The sequence below is a fragment of the Thioclava sp. GXIMD4216 genome, assembly GCF_037949285.1.
GTDB lineage: Bacteria > Pseudomonadota > Alphaproteobacteria > Rhodobacterales > Rhodobacteraceae > Thioclava > Thioclava litoralis.
Genome location: NZ_CP149926.1, coordinates 1,688,564 through 1,707,240, shown reverse-complemented (window position 1 = coordinate 1,707,240; position 18,677 = coordinate 1,688,564). Strand labels below are relative to the sequence as shown.

At 60.1% G+C, this 18,677-nt stretch carries 14 protein-coding genes and 1 pseudogene; 6 read left to right on the top strand and 9 right to left on the bottom strand.

Translation table 11 applies throughout. From position 1 onward, the window contains the following. Positions 1–71: 71 nt before the first annotated feature. The 3 genes from WDB88_RS08520 to WDB88_RS08510 are packed head-to-tail and all read right to left on the bottom strand — an operon-like array spanning position 72 to position 4,214. Positions 72–2,309, bottom strand: a complete 2,238-nt coding sequence (locus tag WDB88_RS08520; protein ID WP_339107244.1) for a PAS-domain containing protein — start codon at positions 2,307–2,309, stop codon at positions 72–74. Beyond that, positions 2,306–3,508 carry an FIST N-terminal domain-containing protein gene (locus tag WDB88_RS08515; RefSeq protein ID WP_339107243.1) on the bottom strand — a complete coding sequence of 401 codons (1,203 nt, stop codon included), beginning with the start codon at positions 3,506–3,508 and terminating at the stop codon, positions 2,306–2,308. Before WDB88_RS08515 ends, WDB88_RS08520 begins: the two co-directional genes overlap by 4 nt. A 22-nt stretch (positions 3,509–3,530) precedes the next feature. Next, complete coding sequence (locus WDB88_RS08510; RefSeq protein ID WP_339107242.1) at positions 3,531–4,214, bottom strand: response regulator transcription factor; 684 nt, start codon at positions 4,212–4,214, stop codon at positions 3,531–3,533. A gap of 470 nt (positions 4,215–4,684) precedes the next feature. Here WDB88_RS08510 and WDB88_RS08505 point away from each other — a divergent pair, with 470 nt between their 5' ends. Continuing rightward, positions 4,685–5,803 (top strand): RNA ligase RtcB family protein, encoded by a 1,119-nt coding sequence (locus tag WDB88_RS08505; RefSeq protein WP_339107241.1) that lies wholly within the window; start codon positions 4,685–4,687, stop codon positions 5,801–5,803. Next, a complete protein-coding gene (locus WDB88_RS08500; protein ID WP_339107240.1) occupies positions 5,800–6,432 on the top strand; it encodes a peptide chain release factor-like protein in 633 nt (210 codons plus the stop codon). Before WDB88_RS08505 ends, WDB88_RS08500 begins: the two co-directional genes overlap by 4 nt. Before the next feature lie 112 nt (positions 6,433–6,544). On the opposite strand, the gene WDB88_RS08495 is transcribed toward WDB88_RS08500, so the two are convergent. The 3 genes from WDB88_RS08495 to WDB88_RS08485 all read right to left on the bottom strand — a co-directional run bounded on the left by WDB88_RS08495 (position 6,545) and on the right by WDB88_RS08485 (position 10,844). Then, on the bottom strand, positions 6,545–7,783 hold the full coding sequence (locus WDB88_RS08495; RefSeq protein WP_339107239.1) for an aminopeptidase: 1,239 nt from the start codon (positions 7,781–7,783) through the stop codon (positions 6,545–6,547). 119 nt (positions 7,784–7,902) lie between these two features. After that, a complete protein-coding gene (locus WDB88_RS08490; RefSeq protein ID WP_339107238.1) occupies positions 7,903–9,528 on the bottom strand; it encodes an alpha-D-glucose phosphate-specific phosphoglucomutase in 1,626 nt (541 codons plus the stop codon). A 260-nt stretch (positions 9,529–9,788) separates the two neighbouring features. Then, on the bottom strand, positions 9,789–10,844 hold the full coding sequence (locus WDB88_RS08485) for an ATP-binding protein (RefSeq protein WP_339107237.1): 1,056 nt from the start codon (positions 10,842–10,844) through the stop codon (positions 9,789–9,791). A 170-nt stretch (positions 10,845–11,014) separates the two neighbouring features. On the opposite strand from WDB88_RS08485, the gene WDB88_RS08480 reads away from it, so the two are divergent. Beyond that, positions 11,015–11,434 carry a hypothetical protein gene (locus tag WDB88_RS08480; protein WP_339107236.1) on the top strand — a complete coding sequence of 140 codons (420 nt, stop codon included), beginning with the start codon at positions 11,015–11,017 and terminating at the stop codon, positions 11,432–11,434. A gap of 17 nt (positions 11,435–11,451) precedes the next feature. Here the strand turns inward: WDB88_RS08480 and WDB88_RS08475 are convergent, their stop codons facing one another. Both WDB88_RS08475 and gmk read right to left on the bottom strand, forming a co-directional pair. Then, positions 11,452–11,970, bottom strand: a complete 519-nt coding sequence (locus WDB88_RS08475) for a gamma carbonic anhydrase family protein (protein ID WP_339107235.1) — start codon at positions 11,968–11,970, stop codon at positions 11,452–11,454. Then, positions 11,967–12,605 carry a guanylate kinase gene (gmk, locus tag WDB88_RS08470; RefSeq protein ID WP_339107234.1) on the bottom strand — a complete coding sequence of 213 codons (639 nt, stop codon included), beginning with the start codon at positions 12,603–12,605 and terminating at the stop codon, positions 11,967–11,969. The genes WDB88_RS08475 and gmk overlap by 4 nt, the downstream gene beginning before the upstream one ends. 999 nt (positions 12,606–13,604) lie before the next feature. On the opposite strand from gmk, the gene WDB88_RS08465 reads away from it, so the two are divergent. Then, positions 13,605–14,303: a PAS domain-containing protein gene (locus WDB88_RS08465; RefSeq protein WP_339107233.1), complete on the top strand. Its 699-nt coding sequence runs from the start codon at positions 13,605–13,607 to the stop codon at positions 14,301–14,303. 185 nt (positions 14,304–14,488) lie between these two features. Here the strand turns inward: WDB88_RS08465 and WDB88_RS08460 are convergent, their stop codons facing one another. Continuing rightward, positions 14,489–15,862, bottom strand: a complete 1,374-nt coding sequence (locus WDB88_RS08460) for a 3-deoxy-7-phosphoheptulonate synthase class II (protein WP_339107232.1) — start codon at positions 15,860–15,862, stop codon at positions 14,489–14,491. A 217-nt stretch (positions 15,863–16,079) separates the two neighbouring features. On the opposite strand from WDB88_RS08460, the pseudogene WDB88_RS08455 reads away from it, so the two are divergent. Further along, a pseudogene (locus tag WDB88_RS08455) lies at positions 16,080–17,090 on the top strand (GlxA family transcriptional regulator); the annotation flags it as partial. Between the two features lie 364 nt (positions 17,091–17,454). Further along, on the top strand, positions 17,455–18,639 hold the full coding sequence (locus tag WDB88_RS08450; RefSeq protein WP_339107231.1) for an ABC transporter substrate-binding protein: 1,185 nt from the start codon (positions 17,455–17,457) through the stop codon (positions 18,637–18,639). Positions 18,640–18,677 lie beyond the last annotated feature (38 nt).

The following is an 18,677-nucleotide window of genomic DNA, read 5'->3' as shown; positions in this document are numbered from 1 at the left end:
TGCCACCATACCCCGCCTCGCTTGGCGACGCGCCTTTGCAGGAGATGACGGGGCACGCCCCTCACGGGACCCTAGCGCCCTTGCTCCAACCCCGAGAAAAACACCGACAAAGCGGCAGGGACAATCGGCTTGGGCAGGATCGTGATCTTCTCGGCCTCGGCCTGCTTCATCAGTTCCAAGGAACGATTGGCCGTCACCAGCCGCACCTTGATATCCCCCTGCTGCTGACGCAGCATGCGGATCAGCTCGACCCCGTTCATACCTTCGCCAAGCTGATAATCCACCAGCCAGAAATCCGGCTCTACACCAGTATCGGCGATCAGCTCCAACGCCTCTTCGGCGCTTGACACATCAAGCACATTAATGCCCCATTTTTCAAGCAGTTGCACCATCGCCCGCGACAGTTCCGCGTCATTCTCGACCAGCAGGACGGTCTGTTCCCGGCTATCCGGTTCGCTGGCATGATAGGCCAGAAGATCGGCCGCCGGTTTGGGCAGGCTGTCCTTACGGGCCAGAGGAATCTCGACGCTGAACGTCGCACCACATCCCAACTGCGAACGCAGGGTCAGCGGATGGCTCAGCAAGGCCGCGGCCCGCTCGACAATCGCAAGCCCGAGCCCCATCCCCTCCGAGGCAGAGGCCTTGGCATTGACCCGATGGAATTCGCGGAAGATCAGCTCCTGTTCGTCATCGGGAATACCGGGCCCGCTATCGCGCACCTCCACCCGCACCGCGCCACGCCGGTGACGGGCGCGGACCAGAACCCGTCCCTTGGGCGTATAGCGGATCGCATTGGAGATCAGGTTTTGCAGGATACGGCGCAGATAGGTGTTGTCGGACACCACAACCGCCTCCGTGTCGCGGATCAAAAGCTGCAAACCTTTCATCTCGGCAATGGGCGTAAATTCGTCGCGCAGCGCGCGGAACATCGGGGCCAGCGGGATCGGACCGGGATGCACAGCCGCCTTACCGGCCTCGAGCCGTGAAATATCCAGCAGCGCTGAAAGAATCCCCTCGACCGACAGCAGCGCATTCTGCGCCTTTTCCAGCGTTGTTGCCGCAAGCGGAGACATGGTCTCGTCGCTGAGCGAGGCCATATAAAGCTTTGCGGCGGAGAGCGGCTGCAAAAGATCATGGCTGGCGGCGGCAACAAACCGTGCGCGCGAGGCATTGGCCCGTTCCGCCCGTGACAGCGCGTCTTCAAGCTCGAGCGTCCGCTCCATCACCCGCGCCTCAAGCGTATCCTTGGCGCGGCTCAACTCGCTGATGGCCTGCCGCTCGGCGGTGATATCGGTCAGCGACATCACGAAGCCACCATCGGGAAGTTCCTGCGCGTAAAGGTCATAGACCTGCCCGCCCTCGCGCGTCAGCTCCATCTGGAAATTGTCGCGCCGCCGCGCGCGCCGCACCCAATCCGCCAGCCGGTAAGCCGACAGACCATGCGGAAAAACGAACTGGTCGCGCACCTGTTCCAGCAAAAGATCGAACTGCATCCCGCGCCGCAACCGGTTGCGCGGCAACAGCAAAAGCTCTGCCAGCCGTTCATTCCACCCCAACAGACGCAACCGCGCGTCAAAGATACAGGCCCCCAGCTTCAGATGTTCCAGCGTGGCTTGCAAGATCCGTGTCTGGTCATCCAGAAGCCGCCCGCGCTCTTCGCGTTCGCGGCGGATCAGATCGGTCACCTCCGTCTGCAAGATCACCGTGCCACCATCGCGGGTCCGGTGTTCGCTGACCTGAATCCAGCGATCATCGCCCATCTCCTGATTGAAGATGAAGTGATGTTCGTCATGGCGCTTGCGGCGCATCGCCACCCAGTCCGCCCGCGTCATGCCTGCCGGCAAATGCAGATGCGACGAGGCCGACACCAGATCGAGATAGTCGAGAAAGCCGAGGCCGGGCTTGAGATCGGCACGAATATCGATCAGCAGCGCGTTGAAACGGGTATTGCACATCACCAGTTGTTCATGCGCATCGAACAGGGCAAACCCCTCCTGCACCGTCTCGATGGCCGAGGCCAGATTCTGGCGGGCAGATTCGGTTTCGCGATTGGCCTCGGCCAGCCGCGCATTCGACATGTTCAGCAGATCCAGCGCCTTTTCCAGATCCCGCGTGCGTTCGCGCACCTGATCTTCCAGAAGGGCCGCGCGTTCGAACTGCGCATATCCTGCCTCGCTGTCACCACGAGACGATTCCGCATGGCGGATCAATGCCGAGGCAATCGCCAGCAGCTTCTCGTTCTGTCGCAGAATGTCATCACCGGGCCCAAGCAGGGATGCTGCAAGCTGGTCCGGCATCCGGTCCGTCATACTCTCTCCTCTTCCTCCCCTTGGCCCCGAGGCCCGCGACCCAAGGGAGAGTAAAACGCGATGCCGGTGAAAGTCTGATTAACATGCATCGCTCCGAACTGCTCGCCATAGGTGGAGAACCCCTGCACATTATAGCGCCGCAACAAATCGGATACGGGCTGCATAATCTGCCGTCCCTCGACCTCTATACGTCTGAAAATACAATCGAAGGCCAAAATCAGACCGGGTGCGGCGGGCTGACTGAGACGCTCCAGTTCATCTTCCAGATGACGCACCATATTTTGCGGACGCGCAAGCGTTAACACCAATCCGCGATCAATCGCCGAGAAAAACACCAGCCCGCCATCCTCGCTGCATTCACGGATAGAGCGCACGTAATAGCGCCCGCCCACACGCACCTGCACAGGGTTGATGGAAAAAAGAAACTGGCACAGATCTTTCTCGGCAACCCCGAGCAGTCGGGCATATTCGGCAGCGGCAGGTTCGTCATTGATCCGCAGCACGGCGCGGCGGGCAGGATCTGCCTGCGTGACCACCATGCGCCGCCCCGTGGGCACCAGATGGTTCACCGAAAACATCCGGAAGCTGGCATGGGCGCGCACCAGAAGCAGGATGGCCGCATCCTGATAGAGCCTGCCCGACAGGAACAGGCAGGTCTGCCCCGCCGCCCCCCCATCACCCGCCGAGCCGCCGAAAACCGGCACCGGCCCCAGACCGCCGGACAGCGTGTTCAGCAGCGCATCCTCTTGGGCATTGGTCCCGTCGGCCAGCAAAAGGGCGAATTCATTCGGCCCCGCCCCCTCGCGCAGGGCCATCGCCTGCCGCCGGTTGGTGATCTGTTCGATGATCTGGCGCGCATCTTCGCGTGCCAGCGAGGACACCAGCACCGGTTCGACCTCGAACCCCTCCTGCGGGAAGGCAAAAGCCAGAATCTGCCCCTCGCTATAGCCGTGGCGGGTCAGCTCTCCGCTTGTCGTGCAGCCCGCCACAACAGAGCCGGAAAACAGCACCTCGGCCTCCGCGACGATCTTGCCGATCTGCGCCTGCGGGCTGCAAAACAGCAGCACCAGCGCGAAGGGCCCCGCGCCCAGTTCTTCGGACAGCGCCTGTAACGGGCGCGCTGCATCGGCACTCACAGAGGCGGTCAGCGGCATCAAAGCGCCTTCGATGCGCCTGTGTTCTATTGCAGCGGACAGCATGGGCGAACTCCGTCAGGCGGGATCAGCGCGGGGTCGCAGGATCGGGCGAGGACGAAAGCGAATGGGCTTCGCGCGCCAGAAGCACGGCCTGCGTGCGCGAATAGACCCCGAGCTTGCGCATGATCGCGGTGACATGCGCTTTCACCGTGGTCTCGGCAATCGACAGATCATAGGCGATCTGCTTGTTCATCTTGCCCTCGCAGATCTGGTCGAGAATGCGCGCCTGCTGGCGGGTCAACTGGCTGAGGCGGCGGATCGCCTCATCCTGCGACGACGCCTCGTCGGATTTGGTCAGATCGTCGCCCGAACATTCGGGGGCGAAGACCTCGCCTTGGGCGATCGCGCTGAAGGCGATGCGGAACAGTTCGCGCTTGGAATGTTTGGGCACAAAACCCGCCGCACCCGCCAGAAGCGCCTGCCGGATCACCCGCGGCTCATCCACCGAGGAAATCACCACGATCGGCAGTTGCGGTGCGGCAGCACGCAGCTTCATCAGGCCGTCAAGCCCCGTGACATCGGGCAGGTTGAGATCAAGCACGATCACATCGGGACTGGGCCTGCTTTCCAGAAATTCCAGCGCCAGACCGATCCGCTCCGCATGGCTGACCTCTTCGATCCCTGCGACCGTCTGCAAGGTCATCGCCAGCGCATCCCCGAAAAGCGGGTGATCCTCGACAATAAGGGCGGTGCGAAACTCTCGGCTCATAAGCATCTCCTGCAAGGCATCGCGTCTACTCGTTCACAAGGGAAGCAATCGTTTCACGCAAAAGCATCTGTAATAGGATCTAGGGTAGCGGTGTCCCTAGCCTTTCTCATACTGGCAAAAAGTATAAGCCCGAATGGCGCAGGAAACGATAAAATGATCCCCGAAGGCCCTGCCCTCCCCGAAAGAGGGAAAAAGCCCCGCGCAAAGCGGGATATAAAAGCAACACACGCGGTGCATAATTAGCACTATTTCTCAACGATCCCGCCCTCAGCTCTGGTGCTTTGCCGCATATCGGCCTATCCAGCTCCCCTCTGAAACCCCAGCCCGAGGAGAGCATGACATGACGACATTCATCACCACAGTCCTTTCTTCGGACATGGCGCGGTTCTGATCGGCCCAAAGCGTTCCTTTCCCCGTCTGTCCAGTCGCGATTCCAGATCGCTATTTCTTCTTGGAAAGACATACAGCCTATGGGCATTTCCTTTTCAGGCAGGACAGGCCGCGCGCCCGTCCGCCATTTCTACACGCGCGACAGCTGGATTGACGGCCGCGCGGAAGACCAGCTTGCGCAAGTGGCGGGCTGGTCCGGCATGCAATCGGTGGCGGGCTTTCCTGACCTCCATCCCGGAAAATTCGGGCCGGTGGGGGCGGCCTTTCTGGCCGACCGGATCTATCCGCAGCTTGTCGGCACCGATATCGGCTGCGGTATGGGGCTCTGGCGGCTGGACCTGCCACGCCGCAAACTAAAACTCGACAAAGCCGCGAAACGACTTGAGGTTCTGGAACGGGGGACCGATCCCGCGCAGGCCGCTGATGCCTTGGCAGCCGCAGGGCTGACGGGGCAGATCGGGGAGGCCGGTCTGGGCACCATCGGCGGCGGCAACCATTTTTGCGAGCTCCAGACCGTCGAGGAGACCGACGGAACTGCGGGGCTGCGCAAGGGTGATCTGTGTCTGCTGGTCCATTCTGGCTCGCGCGGTTACGGGGCGCAGATTTTCGACGGGCTGGAGGACAGCTGGAAGGCGGGGTTTGACCCGCAAAGCGCGGCGGGGAACGCCTATCTGGCCCTGCATGCACGGGCCGTGGCATGGGCGCGCCTCAATCGTCGCCTGATTGCCGAAACCGCCGCCGACGCTCTGGGCACGACCGTCACGCCTCTTTGCGACAGCGTCCATAATTCGGTGGTGGCGCATCAGGGGCACTGGCTGCATCGCAAGGGGGCCGCCGAGGCCGATCGTGGTCTGGTTCCGCTGGCCGGTTCGCGCGAGGCACCAAGCTTCCTGCTGGCGTTGCCGGATACGGTGCCCGAAGCCCTCTCCTCGGTGTCACATGGTGCAGGACGGCGCTACGACCGCGCCTCGATGCATGGGCGCATCCGCAAGGTCAGATCCGAACTGGAAGCGCTGACCCGCACCCGCTTCGGGGGCCGCGTGATCTGCCATGACCGCGACCTGCTGATTGAAGAGGCCGGCCCTGCCTATAAGGCTCCCGAAGCGGTGCTGGCGGATCTGACCGCTTTCGGGCTGGCCACGCCGCTGGCGCGCATGGTGCCGCTGATCACCTATAAAACGTCAGGAGGCCAAAGATGAGCCCACGCGAAACCCTACTTGTCTCCTCGGGCAACGGACCGGCAGAATGCCGTCAGGCGGTCGCATATCTGCTGGAGGCACTGGCTGACGAGGCCGGGATCCTCGGGCTGGATATCGACATATCCGAACGTGCTGCCCTGCATGGCCCGTCTTCGGCTGTGGTCGTTCTGACCGGCTCGGGGGCGACGGATATGGCGCGCGACTGGGAAGGCACGGTGCTATGGCGCTGCGCCTCAAGGCTGCGCCCCGCACATCCGCGCAAGAACTGGTTTGCCCAGATCTTCCGCCTGCCCTCCCGTCCTGCCTGCCTGTCCATTGCCCCCGATGAGGTGGTGATGGACGGCCTGCGCGCCGGAGGTCCGGGTGGCCAGCACCAGAACAAGACCTCCAGCGCGATTCGGGCACGCTGGTGTGACCCGCAGGGCCGCCTCTGGTCGGTTGTGGTGCGTGAGAGCCGCTCGCAGCACCAGAACCGCAAGATCGCAATCGACCGGCTTTCGGCGCTGATCTCTGCCGATCGGGCCATGAACGAGGCGGCGGCGCGCATGGCGCTGCACGACCTGCACGGCCAGATCCAGCGCGGGAACCCGAGGCGGGTGTTCGACGGGCCGAACTTCCGGCCCGCATGAAGCGTCCCGTTTCAAACCGGTTTGACGATCAATAACTTAAAAAACGGCCCCGTCCTGCGGGGCCGTTTGTTGTGTCAAGGATGCTCGCCAGCTTGGGCGAAGACCCTGCGGATCAGGCCCAATCGCCGTTGCGGAAAATCGCGACACGACTGCCATCGGCACGAATACCATCGATATCGGTCTGCGGCCCGCCAATCATCCAGTCGACATGGATCAGCGAGCTATTGCCCCCTTTGGCCGCAATCTCGTCGGGCTTCAGGCGTGCGCCGTCAAGGAAACACTTCGAATAGCACTGCCCCAAAGCGATGTGACAGGCGGCATTCTCGTCATAAAGCGTGTTGTAGAACAGAATACCGGATTCCGAGATAGGCGAATGGAAGGGCACCAACGCCACCTCGCCCAGACTGCACGCGCCATCGTCGGTCGCGACAAGCTCTTTCAGAACCGCCTCGCCCTTGCTCGCACGGACCTCGATGGCGCGGCCATCCTTGAACACCATCTCGATATTCTCGATCAGGCTGCCCTGATGCGACAGCGGCTTGGTCGCGCGCACGGTGCCATTGATGCGGTCCTTATGCGGCGTGGTGAAAACCTCTTCGGTCGGGATATTCGGATTGCAGACGATCCCGTTCTGCGCGGGCGAGGCCCCGCCATGCCATTCATGATCATCGGCCAGCCCCACCACCAGATCAGTGCCCGGCCCCGTGAAATGCAGCGCCGAAAACCGTTCTTCGTTGAGCCAGGCCGATTTTTTCGCAAGCGTCGCGTTATGGTCGGCCCAAGCCGAGACCGGATCAGCTCGATCCACACGGGAAGCCGCAAAAATCGCCTCGGCCAGTTTCGCCTGAGCCTCCCGATCCGAGAGATCGGGGAAAATACGCTTGGCCCACGCCACGGTCGGATAGCTGACAATCGACCAGTTGATTTCAAAATTCGAAATTTTCTCCAATGCGGGTTTATAGGCTTTGGCATTGGCCTTGCCCGCGCGCGACACTTTCGCCGGATCGCATTCCGAAAGCAGCATCGGGTCTTCGCCCACAATCGCCAGACGTGCCGCGCCATTGGCATAAGCCTTGGCCATACCTTCATAAAGCCAGCCCGCTGCGGTGTCGAAACTATCATCCGCAGCATAGTCATAGCGCGCCTTTGCCATCTCGCTATCCGACAGGATCGGCGTCACAAGGCCCGCGCCCGCCTTATAGGCCTCGGCCACGATACGACGCAGAAGCGGCAGTGCTTCGACCGGCGCGGTCACCACAAGATCCTGCCCCTTCCGCAGGTTCAAACCGGTTTGGACAGCCACTTTCGCCAAGCGGTCAAGGGCTTCAAGATCAAAGGGTAAATCAGCCATAGGGCCCTCCGTAATCGTCTTCGCCCCCACGTTCTGCCCTTCCCCACGCAAGGTCAAGCAAGTGGCAAAAGAAAAGGGGCGGAAAGACCCGCCCCTTCTGCCGTAAAACCTGACCAAGATCAGGTAATCACATCCGGCTGCTGCTTGCCGGTGGTCGCGGCAATGCCGACAATCTCTTCGGTCGCCTTGATGATCGGGGCCAAGGCCTCTTGCGGGTCCTGAGCCAGACCTTCGGGACCTGCAACATAGCGCTCCAGATAGACCCGCAGGGTTGCGCCCTCGGTGCCCGTGCCAGACAGGCGCAGCACAACACGCGACCCGCCCGCAAACAGGATACGGAAGCCCTGATGCTGCGAAACGGATTGGTCGACCGGATCGGTATAGGCGAATTCATCGGCATTGCCGACGACAAGCCCCTGATATTCCTTGCCGGGAAGGTCGGAAAGCTTGGCGCGCAAATCATCCAGCATGCCTTCCGCCAGCTCTTTCGGCAGCGCCTCGTAATCATGGCGCGAATAATAGTTGCGGCCAAAGCGCTTGAAGTGATCCGCAACGATCTCGCCGACCGACTGGCCACGCGCCGCGATGATGTTGAGCCACATCAGCACCGCCCAGAGGCCGTCCTTCTCGCGCACATGGTCGGAGCCTGTCCCGAAGCTTTCCTCGCCGCAGAGCGACACGCGCCCCGCATCCATCAGGTTGCCGAAAAACTTCCAACCGGTCGGGGTCTCGAAACAGGCCAGTCCCAGTGCCTCGGCCACACGGTCCACCGCCGCCGACGTCGGCATCGAGCGTGCCACACCCTTCAGCCCCTCGGCATAGGCCGGCACCAGTTTCGCATTGGCCGCGATCACCGCCAGACTATCGGAGGGCGAGACATAGGTGCCCGCGCCCAGAATCATGTTGCGGTCACCATCGCCATCGGAAGCCGCGCCGAAATCGGGGGCATTCTCGCCCATCATCTCGGCCATCAGCTCATGCGCCCAGGTCGGATTCGGATCGGGATGCATGCCACCGAAATCCTCCAGCGGCACCTCATGGACCACAGTACCTTTCGGCGCCCCCAGACGGTTCTCGAAGATCTCGACCGCGTAGGGACCGGTGATCGCGCACATCGAATCCATGCGCATCCGGAAGCCCTTGGCAAACAGCGCTTTCAACGCGGCAAAGTCGAAAATGCCTTCCATCATATCGGCATAGGCCGCCACAGGATCGAGCACCTCGACAACCATTTCCCCCAGCGTCTGCGTGCCGATATGGCCCAGATCCACGTCCGGCACGTCCAGTTTGAGATAGGAGGTGATGTTTTTCGTGCGCTCGAAGATCGCATCGGTGATCTTTTCCGGCGCTGGCCCCCCATTGGCCGCGTTATATTTAACGCCGAAATCCTCTTCGGGGCCGCCCGGATTATGGCTGGCCGACAGGATGATCCCGCCATCGGTTTCAAGCGTGCGGATCAGATGAGAGGCCGCAGGCGTCGAAAGCCACGCACCCTGCCCCACAAACACTTTGGCCGCCCCATTGGCCGCCGCCATTTTCAGAATGATCTGCGCCGCTTCTTTGCCGAAATACCGTCCGTCACCGCCCAGAACCAGAATTTTACCATCCACACCGCCGATCGCGTCAAAGGTGGATTGAATAAAATTTTCCAAAAAGTGCTTTTGCATGAAAACCTTGGTTTTCTTGCGCAACCCCGAAGTGCCGGGCTTCTGGCCCTCGAACGGGGTGGTCTGAATCGTTGTCATGATCTCTCCTCATGGACAGTCGGTCGGCTAATGATTTGATCATATTGCGACTTCTTGCAAGTGCTTGGCGGGTTATGAGCGTGGAACTGCGCATCCGGTTCCGTTACGCGCGACCGCTGCGCCCCTCTCCGCGCCCCTTTCTCATCGCATAGTTAACGCGAGCGGATACATATTCCAGCCAGAGACGCGCGTCCTGAGAACGGCACGTCACAAATGCCACAACCTTAAGCTGAAGGTGAAAAAAGCATCAGCCGGACGCGTCATGCCAGCGGCAGATAGACGATAAACCGCGAGCCTTTGCCCTTTTCGCTTTCAACCTTCAGCCGCCCCCGATGGCGCGAAACGATATGTTTGACAATCGCCAAGCCCAGCCCCGTCCCCCCCTGTTCGCGCGAACGATGGGTATCGACGCGATAGAAACGTTCGGTCAGGCGCGGCAGGTGGATCGCCTCGATGCCGTCGCCCTGATCGGCCACCACCACCCGCAGCGCGGGGCCGCGCAGGGTAGGCTCATGTTCGACAGAGCCGAGCGTCACGCGCACCTGCGCATCGCGCGCCCCATATTTGATCGCATTCTCGATGAGATTCGAGAAAACCTGTGTCAACTGGTCCGGATCGCCCGAGACCCGTTTGGGTCCGGGTTCACCATCGCGCAGCAAGGTCACATTGCGCGCCTCGGCCACCGGAGCCAAAGCCTGCATCGCACCGTTCAGAACGGCAGAGATATCCACCTTTTCCGTCGGACGCCTGCGCTCTTCCGATTCGACGCGGCTGAGCGACAGAAGATCCCCCACCAGCCGGTTCATCCGCGCCGCTTCCCGCTCCATGATCGACAAAAACCGCGTCCGCGCGACCGGATCATCTTTCGCTGCATGCAGTAAAGTCTCGATAAATCCCGAAAGTGCGGTCAGAGGGGTGCGCAATTCATGGCTGACATTGGCCACAAAATCGCGGCGCTGCGCTTCCGCCTCTTCCAGAGCGGTAATATCCTCGATCACCACCAATGCGCCCCCATGCGGCAAGGTGCCCCCCGGCTCGGCCGGCATGGGCGAGACCGTCACCCGCACCGACATCTCGCGCGCGCCAAGCGAGAGGCGGTCGCGCACACGCTCTTCCCGCTCCTGCCTGAGCGCCTCGTCGAGGGCGAAATTGATGGCGGGTTTACGGATCACGGTCACAAAGGTGCGTCCGGTAAGCCCCTCTCCGAACAATCCAAGCGCCGAGGGGTTGGCGTAGACGATTTTCTCGTCCTTTCCTACCAGCAGGATCGGAAAGGGAACCGCCCCCAAGGCCGCAATCGTCGAAGATTTATTCAAAACGGACTCCTTTTTCCTTTTTGCAGAATTGACCTAAATCAGATCACGGTAAACAGTTGATGACAGGAAATTTTCGCATTTACCATTTGCTAACCACTAGCTGTTTTTGGGGTGTGACATTCCACCCGTTGGCGAGTTAACCTGATCATAACGAAAAGGATTGACGCTAAATGATCTCTCGTCTTGGACCCAATAACCCTCCATCAGAGGTCGAACGCAAATCAGCAGAGCTTGCCGACCGACGGATCTTGGTCATAGAACCGACAATGGAACTGCCGCATGCGCTGCGCGGCGTAACGGGCGCGGCCATCACTATTGCACGGCTGACAACTATAGATGCCGCTCTGATTGAAAGAACAGCACCAGATCTTGTGCTCTCGCCGCTGCTTTCCGAAGCGTTCGATATTCTGGATCTCGCGCGGGTGATGATCCGCTATGGCTATAACGGACCGTTGCGGGCCTATTCCCTGCCTCTGCCCAATGCAGACCTGATCCGGCGCGAAGTGCGCCAGATCTGGCCAAATGGTGATTTCGATATATTCGAAATCCCGAATCTCGCGCCCTCTCCAAACTTTTCACGCAGAAGGTAAACGCAAGACGCGGGAGGTCAGAGCGCTTTGAGGCCCTTGCGATACCGCTCCGCATTGGCGCGGTAGCGATCAGCCCCCTTGCGCAGCATCGCACGATCCGCCTCTTGCAATTCACGCACGACCTTGCCCGGAGCCCCCAGAACCAGCGAATTATCGGGGATGACCTTGCCTTCGGTCACCAGCGCACCCGCACCAATCAGGCAGCCCTTCCCCACTTTCGCGCCATTCATGATCATTGCGCCCATCCCGACAAGCGTGCCCGCGCCGATTTCGCACCCATGCAGCAATGCGCGATGACCGATGGTGCAGTCCGGCCCGACCACAAGCGGGAACCCCATATCGGTATGCATGATCACGCTTTCCTGCACATTGGACCCCGCGCCGATAAAGATTTCCTCGTTATCGCCGCGCAAGGTTGCGCCGAACCAGACCGAGGCCCCCTCTTCCAGCACCACGCGCCCGATCAGATTGGCATCTGCGGCAATCCAGACATTCTCCGCAAGACGCGGCTTGATCCCGTCAAGTTCATAGATCATCGGTTTTCGAACTCCTCATCCAAAGAACGAATGAACGCATTCAGCCCGGGCTGACGATCCCGCCTTGCCCGTTCGGCCATCAAAATGGTTTTCAGCTCGGCCTCCGCAACATCCAGATCGCGATTGACCAGCACATAGTCATATTCCGCCCAATGGCTGATCTCGGACATGGATTTCTCCATCCGCCCCGCAATCACCTCGTCACTATCTTGCGCACGTGTACGCAACCGGCTTTCCAGTTCGGCAATCGAGGGAGGAAGAATGAAGATCGACACCACATCCTTGCCAAGCGCCGAATTGCGGATCTGCTGCCCGCCCTGCCAATCAATGTCGAACAGCGTGTCGCGGCCTGCCGCCATCGCGGCCTCGACCGGCGCTTTCGGTGTGCCATAGGAATTGCCGAAGACGCGCGCATGTTCGAGCATCTCGTCCTGCGCCACCATATGATCGAACTCTTCATGGGTTTTGAAGAAATACTCGACCCCCTCCCGCTCGCCTGGTCGCGGTTCGCGGGTGGTTGCGGACACGCTGAAACTCAGGGTCGGGTCCCAGCTCATCAACCGGCGCGCCAAAGTGGATTTTCCCGCCCCCGAGGGCGAGGAAAGAATAATCAGGATACCACGCCGATCGGCCATTCAGTCAGCACTCCACATTAGGGTCGTGTATGGGGAATCTGCCGCCGCGAACCAGCCGGACGATCCGGCTTTCGCACGAGAAACAGACATGTCCGCCCCGCCTAGCATCTTTAGCAATAAAAAGTCGAGCCACAGAGCCCGCCCGAGGCCGGTCACCTCCCGATCTGGCGCAAAGATCTGCCACAAGGCGGTTTTTTGGTGGCCGCACGCGCAGAAAACCGGCCCGTTTCCATGCCGCAGTCCCGCCACAAACCCCTCTTCGTTACGATTCGACGGGGCAATCCATTAAAATATCGGCGGGCTTTCTTACGATTGACGCTGAAAAAATCTGACGCGACTCAGGTCCAAATCGACAAGTCTTAACAAATCCTTTCCAAGGCCCAGAAATAAACCTCGGTTTCTTCAGAAATATTAACCATAAGACATTGATTTATTTACTTTAATCACCTGACCATTTGGACAGGTCTCAAGCCGGGATGCGTCAAAGCTTCAAATTGGTCATATATTTTTCTCAAATCATCTTAAAGATGCAAAATCTGATAATATGCAGACCCTATGTATAAAATATATAACCTATAAATTTCAAAAATTTGCGTTCCATACTTAAGAATATTCCACCCGTTGATCCAAGGCATAACACATAGGGATTCAACCATATGTTCGCCGCTAACAGGCCCGCCGACACGGCCTGACCTAGGGGCAAACTTTCGCAAAACGGGCCCGAAATTCTGCCCCTCCTGCCGCAGAAAACCTGCTATAAATTTCCCAAGGGCAGGCAGGGCTCACAGGGCTACGGCCTTAACCATTTAACAAGTTAGTTCTCCATTCGACGAGAAAATGGCGTATTAAGAGTTCAGTAAGCAATTCGATCCCACGGCCTGCAAAATGGCCCATGCCGCAAAAGCGAGGGGACCACAACGCAATCAGACTGGCAGGCACGATACGCCGCCGCGGATGGTAGGAACGATAACGATGGAAAACGATACGAAGATTGTGCGCATGGACCTTAACGCTGGCAAAGCCCGTCAGGTGACCTCTGAACTCCGCGCCTATTGGGAAGCGCTTCGCATGGGCCGCACGGTTCCGGCGCGCTCGGATATCGACCCCCGTGGTATCGAACGTGCTCTGGAATATGCGTTCATCATCGAACGTGTCGCACCGGGCATGGGCCGTTTCCGTCTGGCCGGTATGCATCTCAATGACCTGATGGGAATGGAAGTGCGCGGCATGCCGATGACCGCCATGTTCGAACCCGCTGGCCGTAAAAAAGTGGCCGAAGCCACCGAAGCCTGCTTTACCGGCCCCGCGATTGCCGAGCTGGATCTGATTGCCGATGACGGGATCGGGCGCCCCGCCCTGAAAGCCAAGCTTCTAATTTTGCCGCTGAAATCCGATCTGGGCGATATCAACCGCGCGCTTGGTTGCCTTGTGGCCGAGGGCGAGTCGATCGGGCGCACGCCGCGCCGCTTTACCGTGACCGATGCGCGCATCACGCAGGTCCAGCAAGGCAAGCCGACCCCTGCCGAGCTGCCCCAGCCCGTCCGCCCCGAGCTGGCCGGTTTTGCCGAGGACGCACCGGTCTTCGGCCATGCGCCGCGCAAACCGCGCCCCGCCGCACCCGAAATGCCTGCGGCCCCGCAGATGACCACCCCCGAGGAACGTCGCGCCATGTTCCGCGTGGTCAGCAATAACGACTAAACCATAAGGACGGCGCCTCCTTGCGGTTTTCCGCATCGGCGCATGGTCACTCAGAGCCTTCAGAAAGAAGTGAAGCCCCAACGCAAAACGCGGCGGGGCTTCGACCATTTGGGAATATCACGGCCTCAAAGCCCTTTGGATATAAAAAAAGGGAGCCGCAGCCCCCCTTTTCAAAGGTTTCCCGCTTACAGATTACTGACAGCGCGTTGCTGCGAGCGGCGGTTTTGCAACTCTTCTGCCACAAGGAAGGCCAGTTCCAGCGCCTGATTGGCGTTCAGACGCGGGTCGCAGGCGGTATGGTAGCGTGACGACAGATCTTCGTCGGACACGGCGCGCAGACCACCGGTGCATTCGGTCACATCCTTACCGGTCATCTCGAAATGCACCCCCCCGGGGATCGTGCCTTCGGCATTATGCACGGCGAAGAATTCCCGCACCTCTTGCAGCACCGCTTCAAACGGACGGGTTTTGTAACCGCTGGCCGATTTGATGGTGTTGCCATGCATCGGGTCACAGGACCACACAACATTGGCTCCCTCTTCCTGCACGGCCTTGATCAGACGCGGCAGATGCTCGCCCACCTTGCCCGCGCCGAAGCGCGCGATCAGGGTCAGACGACCGGCCTCGTTTTTCGGGTTCAGCTTGGACATCAGAACCTTGAGGTCTTCCGCCGTGGTCGACGGGCCGCATTTGAGGCCGATCGGGTTTTGCACCCCGCGACAGAACTCGACATGCGCGCCATCGGGCTGACGGGTGCGATCGCCGATCCAGATCATATGCCCCGATCCCGCAACCGGCAGACCCGTCGTGGTATCGGTCCGGCACAGCGCTTCTTCATATTCCAGAAGCAGCGCTTCATGCGAGGTGAAGAAATCGACCGTTTTCAGCTCGGGCGCCGTTTCCGATGTCACGCCAGCGGCGGCCATGAAATCCATCGCTTCGGTGATGCGATCTGCCAACACACGGTATTTCGCGGCTTTTTCCTCGTCGGTGAAGCTGGTGATCCAACCGTGTACGCGATGGATATCGGCGTAACCGCCGGTCGAGAACGCGCGCAGAAGGTTTAGCGAGGCCGCAGCCTGCGTATAGGCCTGCAGCATCCGGTTCGGGTCCGGTACGCGCGCGGCTTCGGTGAAATCGAACCCGTTGATGATATCGCCACGATAGCTGGGCAGTTCGACGCCACCCACCACCTCGGTCGCCGACGAACGCGGCTTGGCGAACTGGCCTGCCATCCGGCCAACCTTGACCACGGGCACTTTCGCCCCCCAGGTCAGGACAATGGCCATTTGCAGCATTACCTTGAATGTATCACGGATATTATCCGCGCCGAATTCTGCAAAGCTTTCGGCGCAATCCCCCCCCTGAAGCAAGAACGCCTCGCCGCGGCAAGCCCGCGCCAACTCGTCACGCAAACTACGGGCCTCGCCCGCAAAAACCAGAGGAGGCATTCGCGAGAGCGACTGTTCAACGGCATTGAGCGCCGCCGCGTCGGGATAGTCGGGCATCTGTACCCGCGGTTTCGCGCGCCAGTCCGACTTTTTCCAACTCTGAGCCATCAGTTCCTCCATTCCGGCTTCTTATAATTAGGCCCGCGTTATAGACCGGACCTTCGCGGCATTAAACAATATTTTCCCCGACTGCATAAAGTTTAATCCATGATGACAGAAGTGGCAGTGAATTGCCTAGCCCGAGGGCATCGGGGCCGTGCTTTCTCTTGCGGGCGTCCATATTCGGTGATTGGGTCGAAGCCCATCAAAGAGTGATGTGTGTAGGATGCGCAAAACCACCCCCAAAAGACTCACGGCCAGGCCAGCCCCTTCCTATGGCTCCCAGCGCCTTCCGGTGCAGAACCGCGCCAAGCGTGTGGTCTTCCTGCTGCTGGACCGTTTCACATTGATGGCCTTTACCAGCGCGCTCGAACCGCTGCGGCTGGCCAACCAGATCTCGGGTCAGCCGCTATACGAATGGGCGCTGGCCGCCGAGGGGGGCACCAAGGTGCAAAGCTCCAGCCGTGTCGAGATCACGGTGGATATGGGGCTGGACGAGGTGCAGCGCGAGGACACGATCATTGTCTGTGGCGGGATCGATGTGATCGAGGCCACCACCAAGCCGGTGATCAGCTGGCTGCGGCGCGAGGCCCGAAAAGGGGGCGTGATCGGCGGGTTGTGCACGGGTGCATGGGCGCTGGCCGAAGCGGGGCTTCTTGATGAACGCCGCGCCACGATCCACTGGGAAAACCACGATGCCTTCACCGAAGAGTTCGACGAGGTGGATCTGGCGAAATCGGTCTATGTGATCGATGGCAACCGGATGAGCTCGGCAGGTGGCACGGCGGCCCTTGACCTGATGTTGCGCATCGTGGCACGCGATCATGGCGAGGCTCTTGCCAACACGGTTGCGGATCAGCTCATATACACTTCTATTCGCACGGAAAAAGACAGCCAGCGTCTTTCCATTCCCACACGGATCGGGGTGCGCCACCCCAAGCTTTCGCAAGTGATCGGGCGGATGGAGGCGAATATCGAAGAACCGATTTCCCCCGCCAAGCTGGCCACCGAAGTCGGCATGTCGACACGGCAGTTGGAACGGCTGTTCCGCCGCTATCTCGACCGCAGCCCGAAACGCTATTATATGGAATTACGGCTTCAGAAAGCGCGCGCGCTGCTGATGCAGACAGAGATGTCGGTGATCAATGTGGCACTGGCTTGTGGCTTTGCCTCCCCTTCGCATTTCTCCAAATGCTACCGCGCGCATTACCAGACCACCCCCTATCGCGAACGCGGTGCCTCGGGCGGGCATCCGGCTCCTGATCTGGTCGAGGAAGCCCTGCCGATGGTCGAGGAACTGCCCATCGACGCGCCTTGGGATATCGAGATCGCGCAGGACGATTTCGACGAGAACGAGGCCTTCGACGCAGACGATCCAGAAAATGGGCCAGAAAATGGACCAGAAGACGGAAATGCGCCAGCCCGCCGACCGCATGAGCGGAACTTCTAGGCGATCAACTCGCGCAAGGGGCGATTATTTTCTGTGCTACCAGCCCCTTCGCCGTATTTTCGTCCAGCACCTGCTGTGGCACACCTTCCCTTTGATGCGCATCCCTTTTATTCTGACCGGCAAGTCAAAACACGATCAGGGGAGATAACTGATGCGCAACCTTTTGCTGGTAACCACCGCTCTTGCCATGACCGGCACGGCGGCTCTTGCCGATGACGTGAAAATCGGCGTTCTGCTCGGGTTTACCGGCCCTCTTGAATCGCTGGCCCCCGGCATGGCCGAAGGTGCGGAACTGGCGATGAAAGAAGTCAGCGATAGCGGCAAGTTCATGGATGGCTCGACCGTGACGCCGGTTCGCGGAGATTCCACCTGCATCGATGCAGGTGCGGCAACCTCCACCGCAGAGCGCCTGATCACCAGCGATGGCGTGAAAGGCATCTTTGGTGCGATGTGCTCGGGCGCCACCAGCGCCGTTCTGCAAAACGTCGCTATGGCCAATGGTATGGTCATGATCTCGCCTTCCGCCACCTCTCCGGCCCTGTCGGATATGGAAGATGACGGGCTCTTCTTCCGCACCGCGCCCTCCGATGCGCGTCAGGGCGATGTCATGGCCGATATCATTCTGGAACATGGCATCAAATCGGTTGCCCTGACCTATACCAATAACGACTATGGCAAGGGGCTCGCGGATAGTTTCCAAAGCGCCTACGAGGCCAAGGGGGGCACAGTCACGATTTCGGCGTCGCATGAGGATGGCAAGGGCGATTACTCGGCCGAAGTCGGCGCGCTGGCCTCGGCGGGCGGCGATGCGCTGGTGGTTGCGGGCTATGTCGACCAGGGCGGTTCGGGCATTCTGCGCGGGGCGCTTGATACCGGTGCGTTCGACACCTTCGTTCTGCCCGATGGCATGATCGCCTCGGCGCTTGAAAACAACTTTGGCGACGAGCTCGACGGCTCTTTCGGCCAGATCCCCTCTTCGGAAGGCGAAGGCAAGGACAAATTCCTTGCGCTGGCGCAAGCGGCAGGCTTCGACGGCAATCAGGTCTATTCCGGCGAATCCTACGATGCAGCGGCCCTGATCATGCTGGCGATGGCCGAGGCGAAATCCACCGATCCGAAGGTCTACAAAACCCATATCATGGATATTGCAAACGGTCCGGGCGAAAAGATCCTGCCCGGTCAACTGGGCCATGCGCTTGACCTAATCGCTGAAGGCAAAAAGATCGATTATGACGGCGCCTCTTCGGTCAATCTGATCAAGGGTGGCGAGTCCGCGGGCACTTTCCGCGAAGTCGAAATCAAGGATGGCAAGATCGAAACGGTTAAATACCGCTAAGCTCTCCGACATGCAGTGGACAGCCCGGGACCAATGCG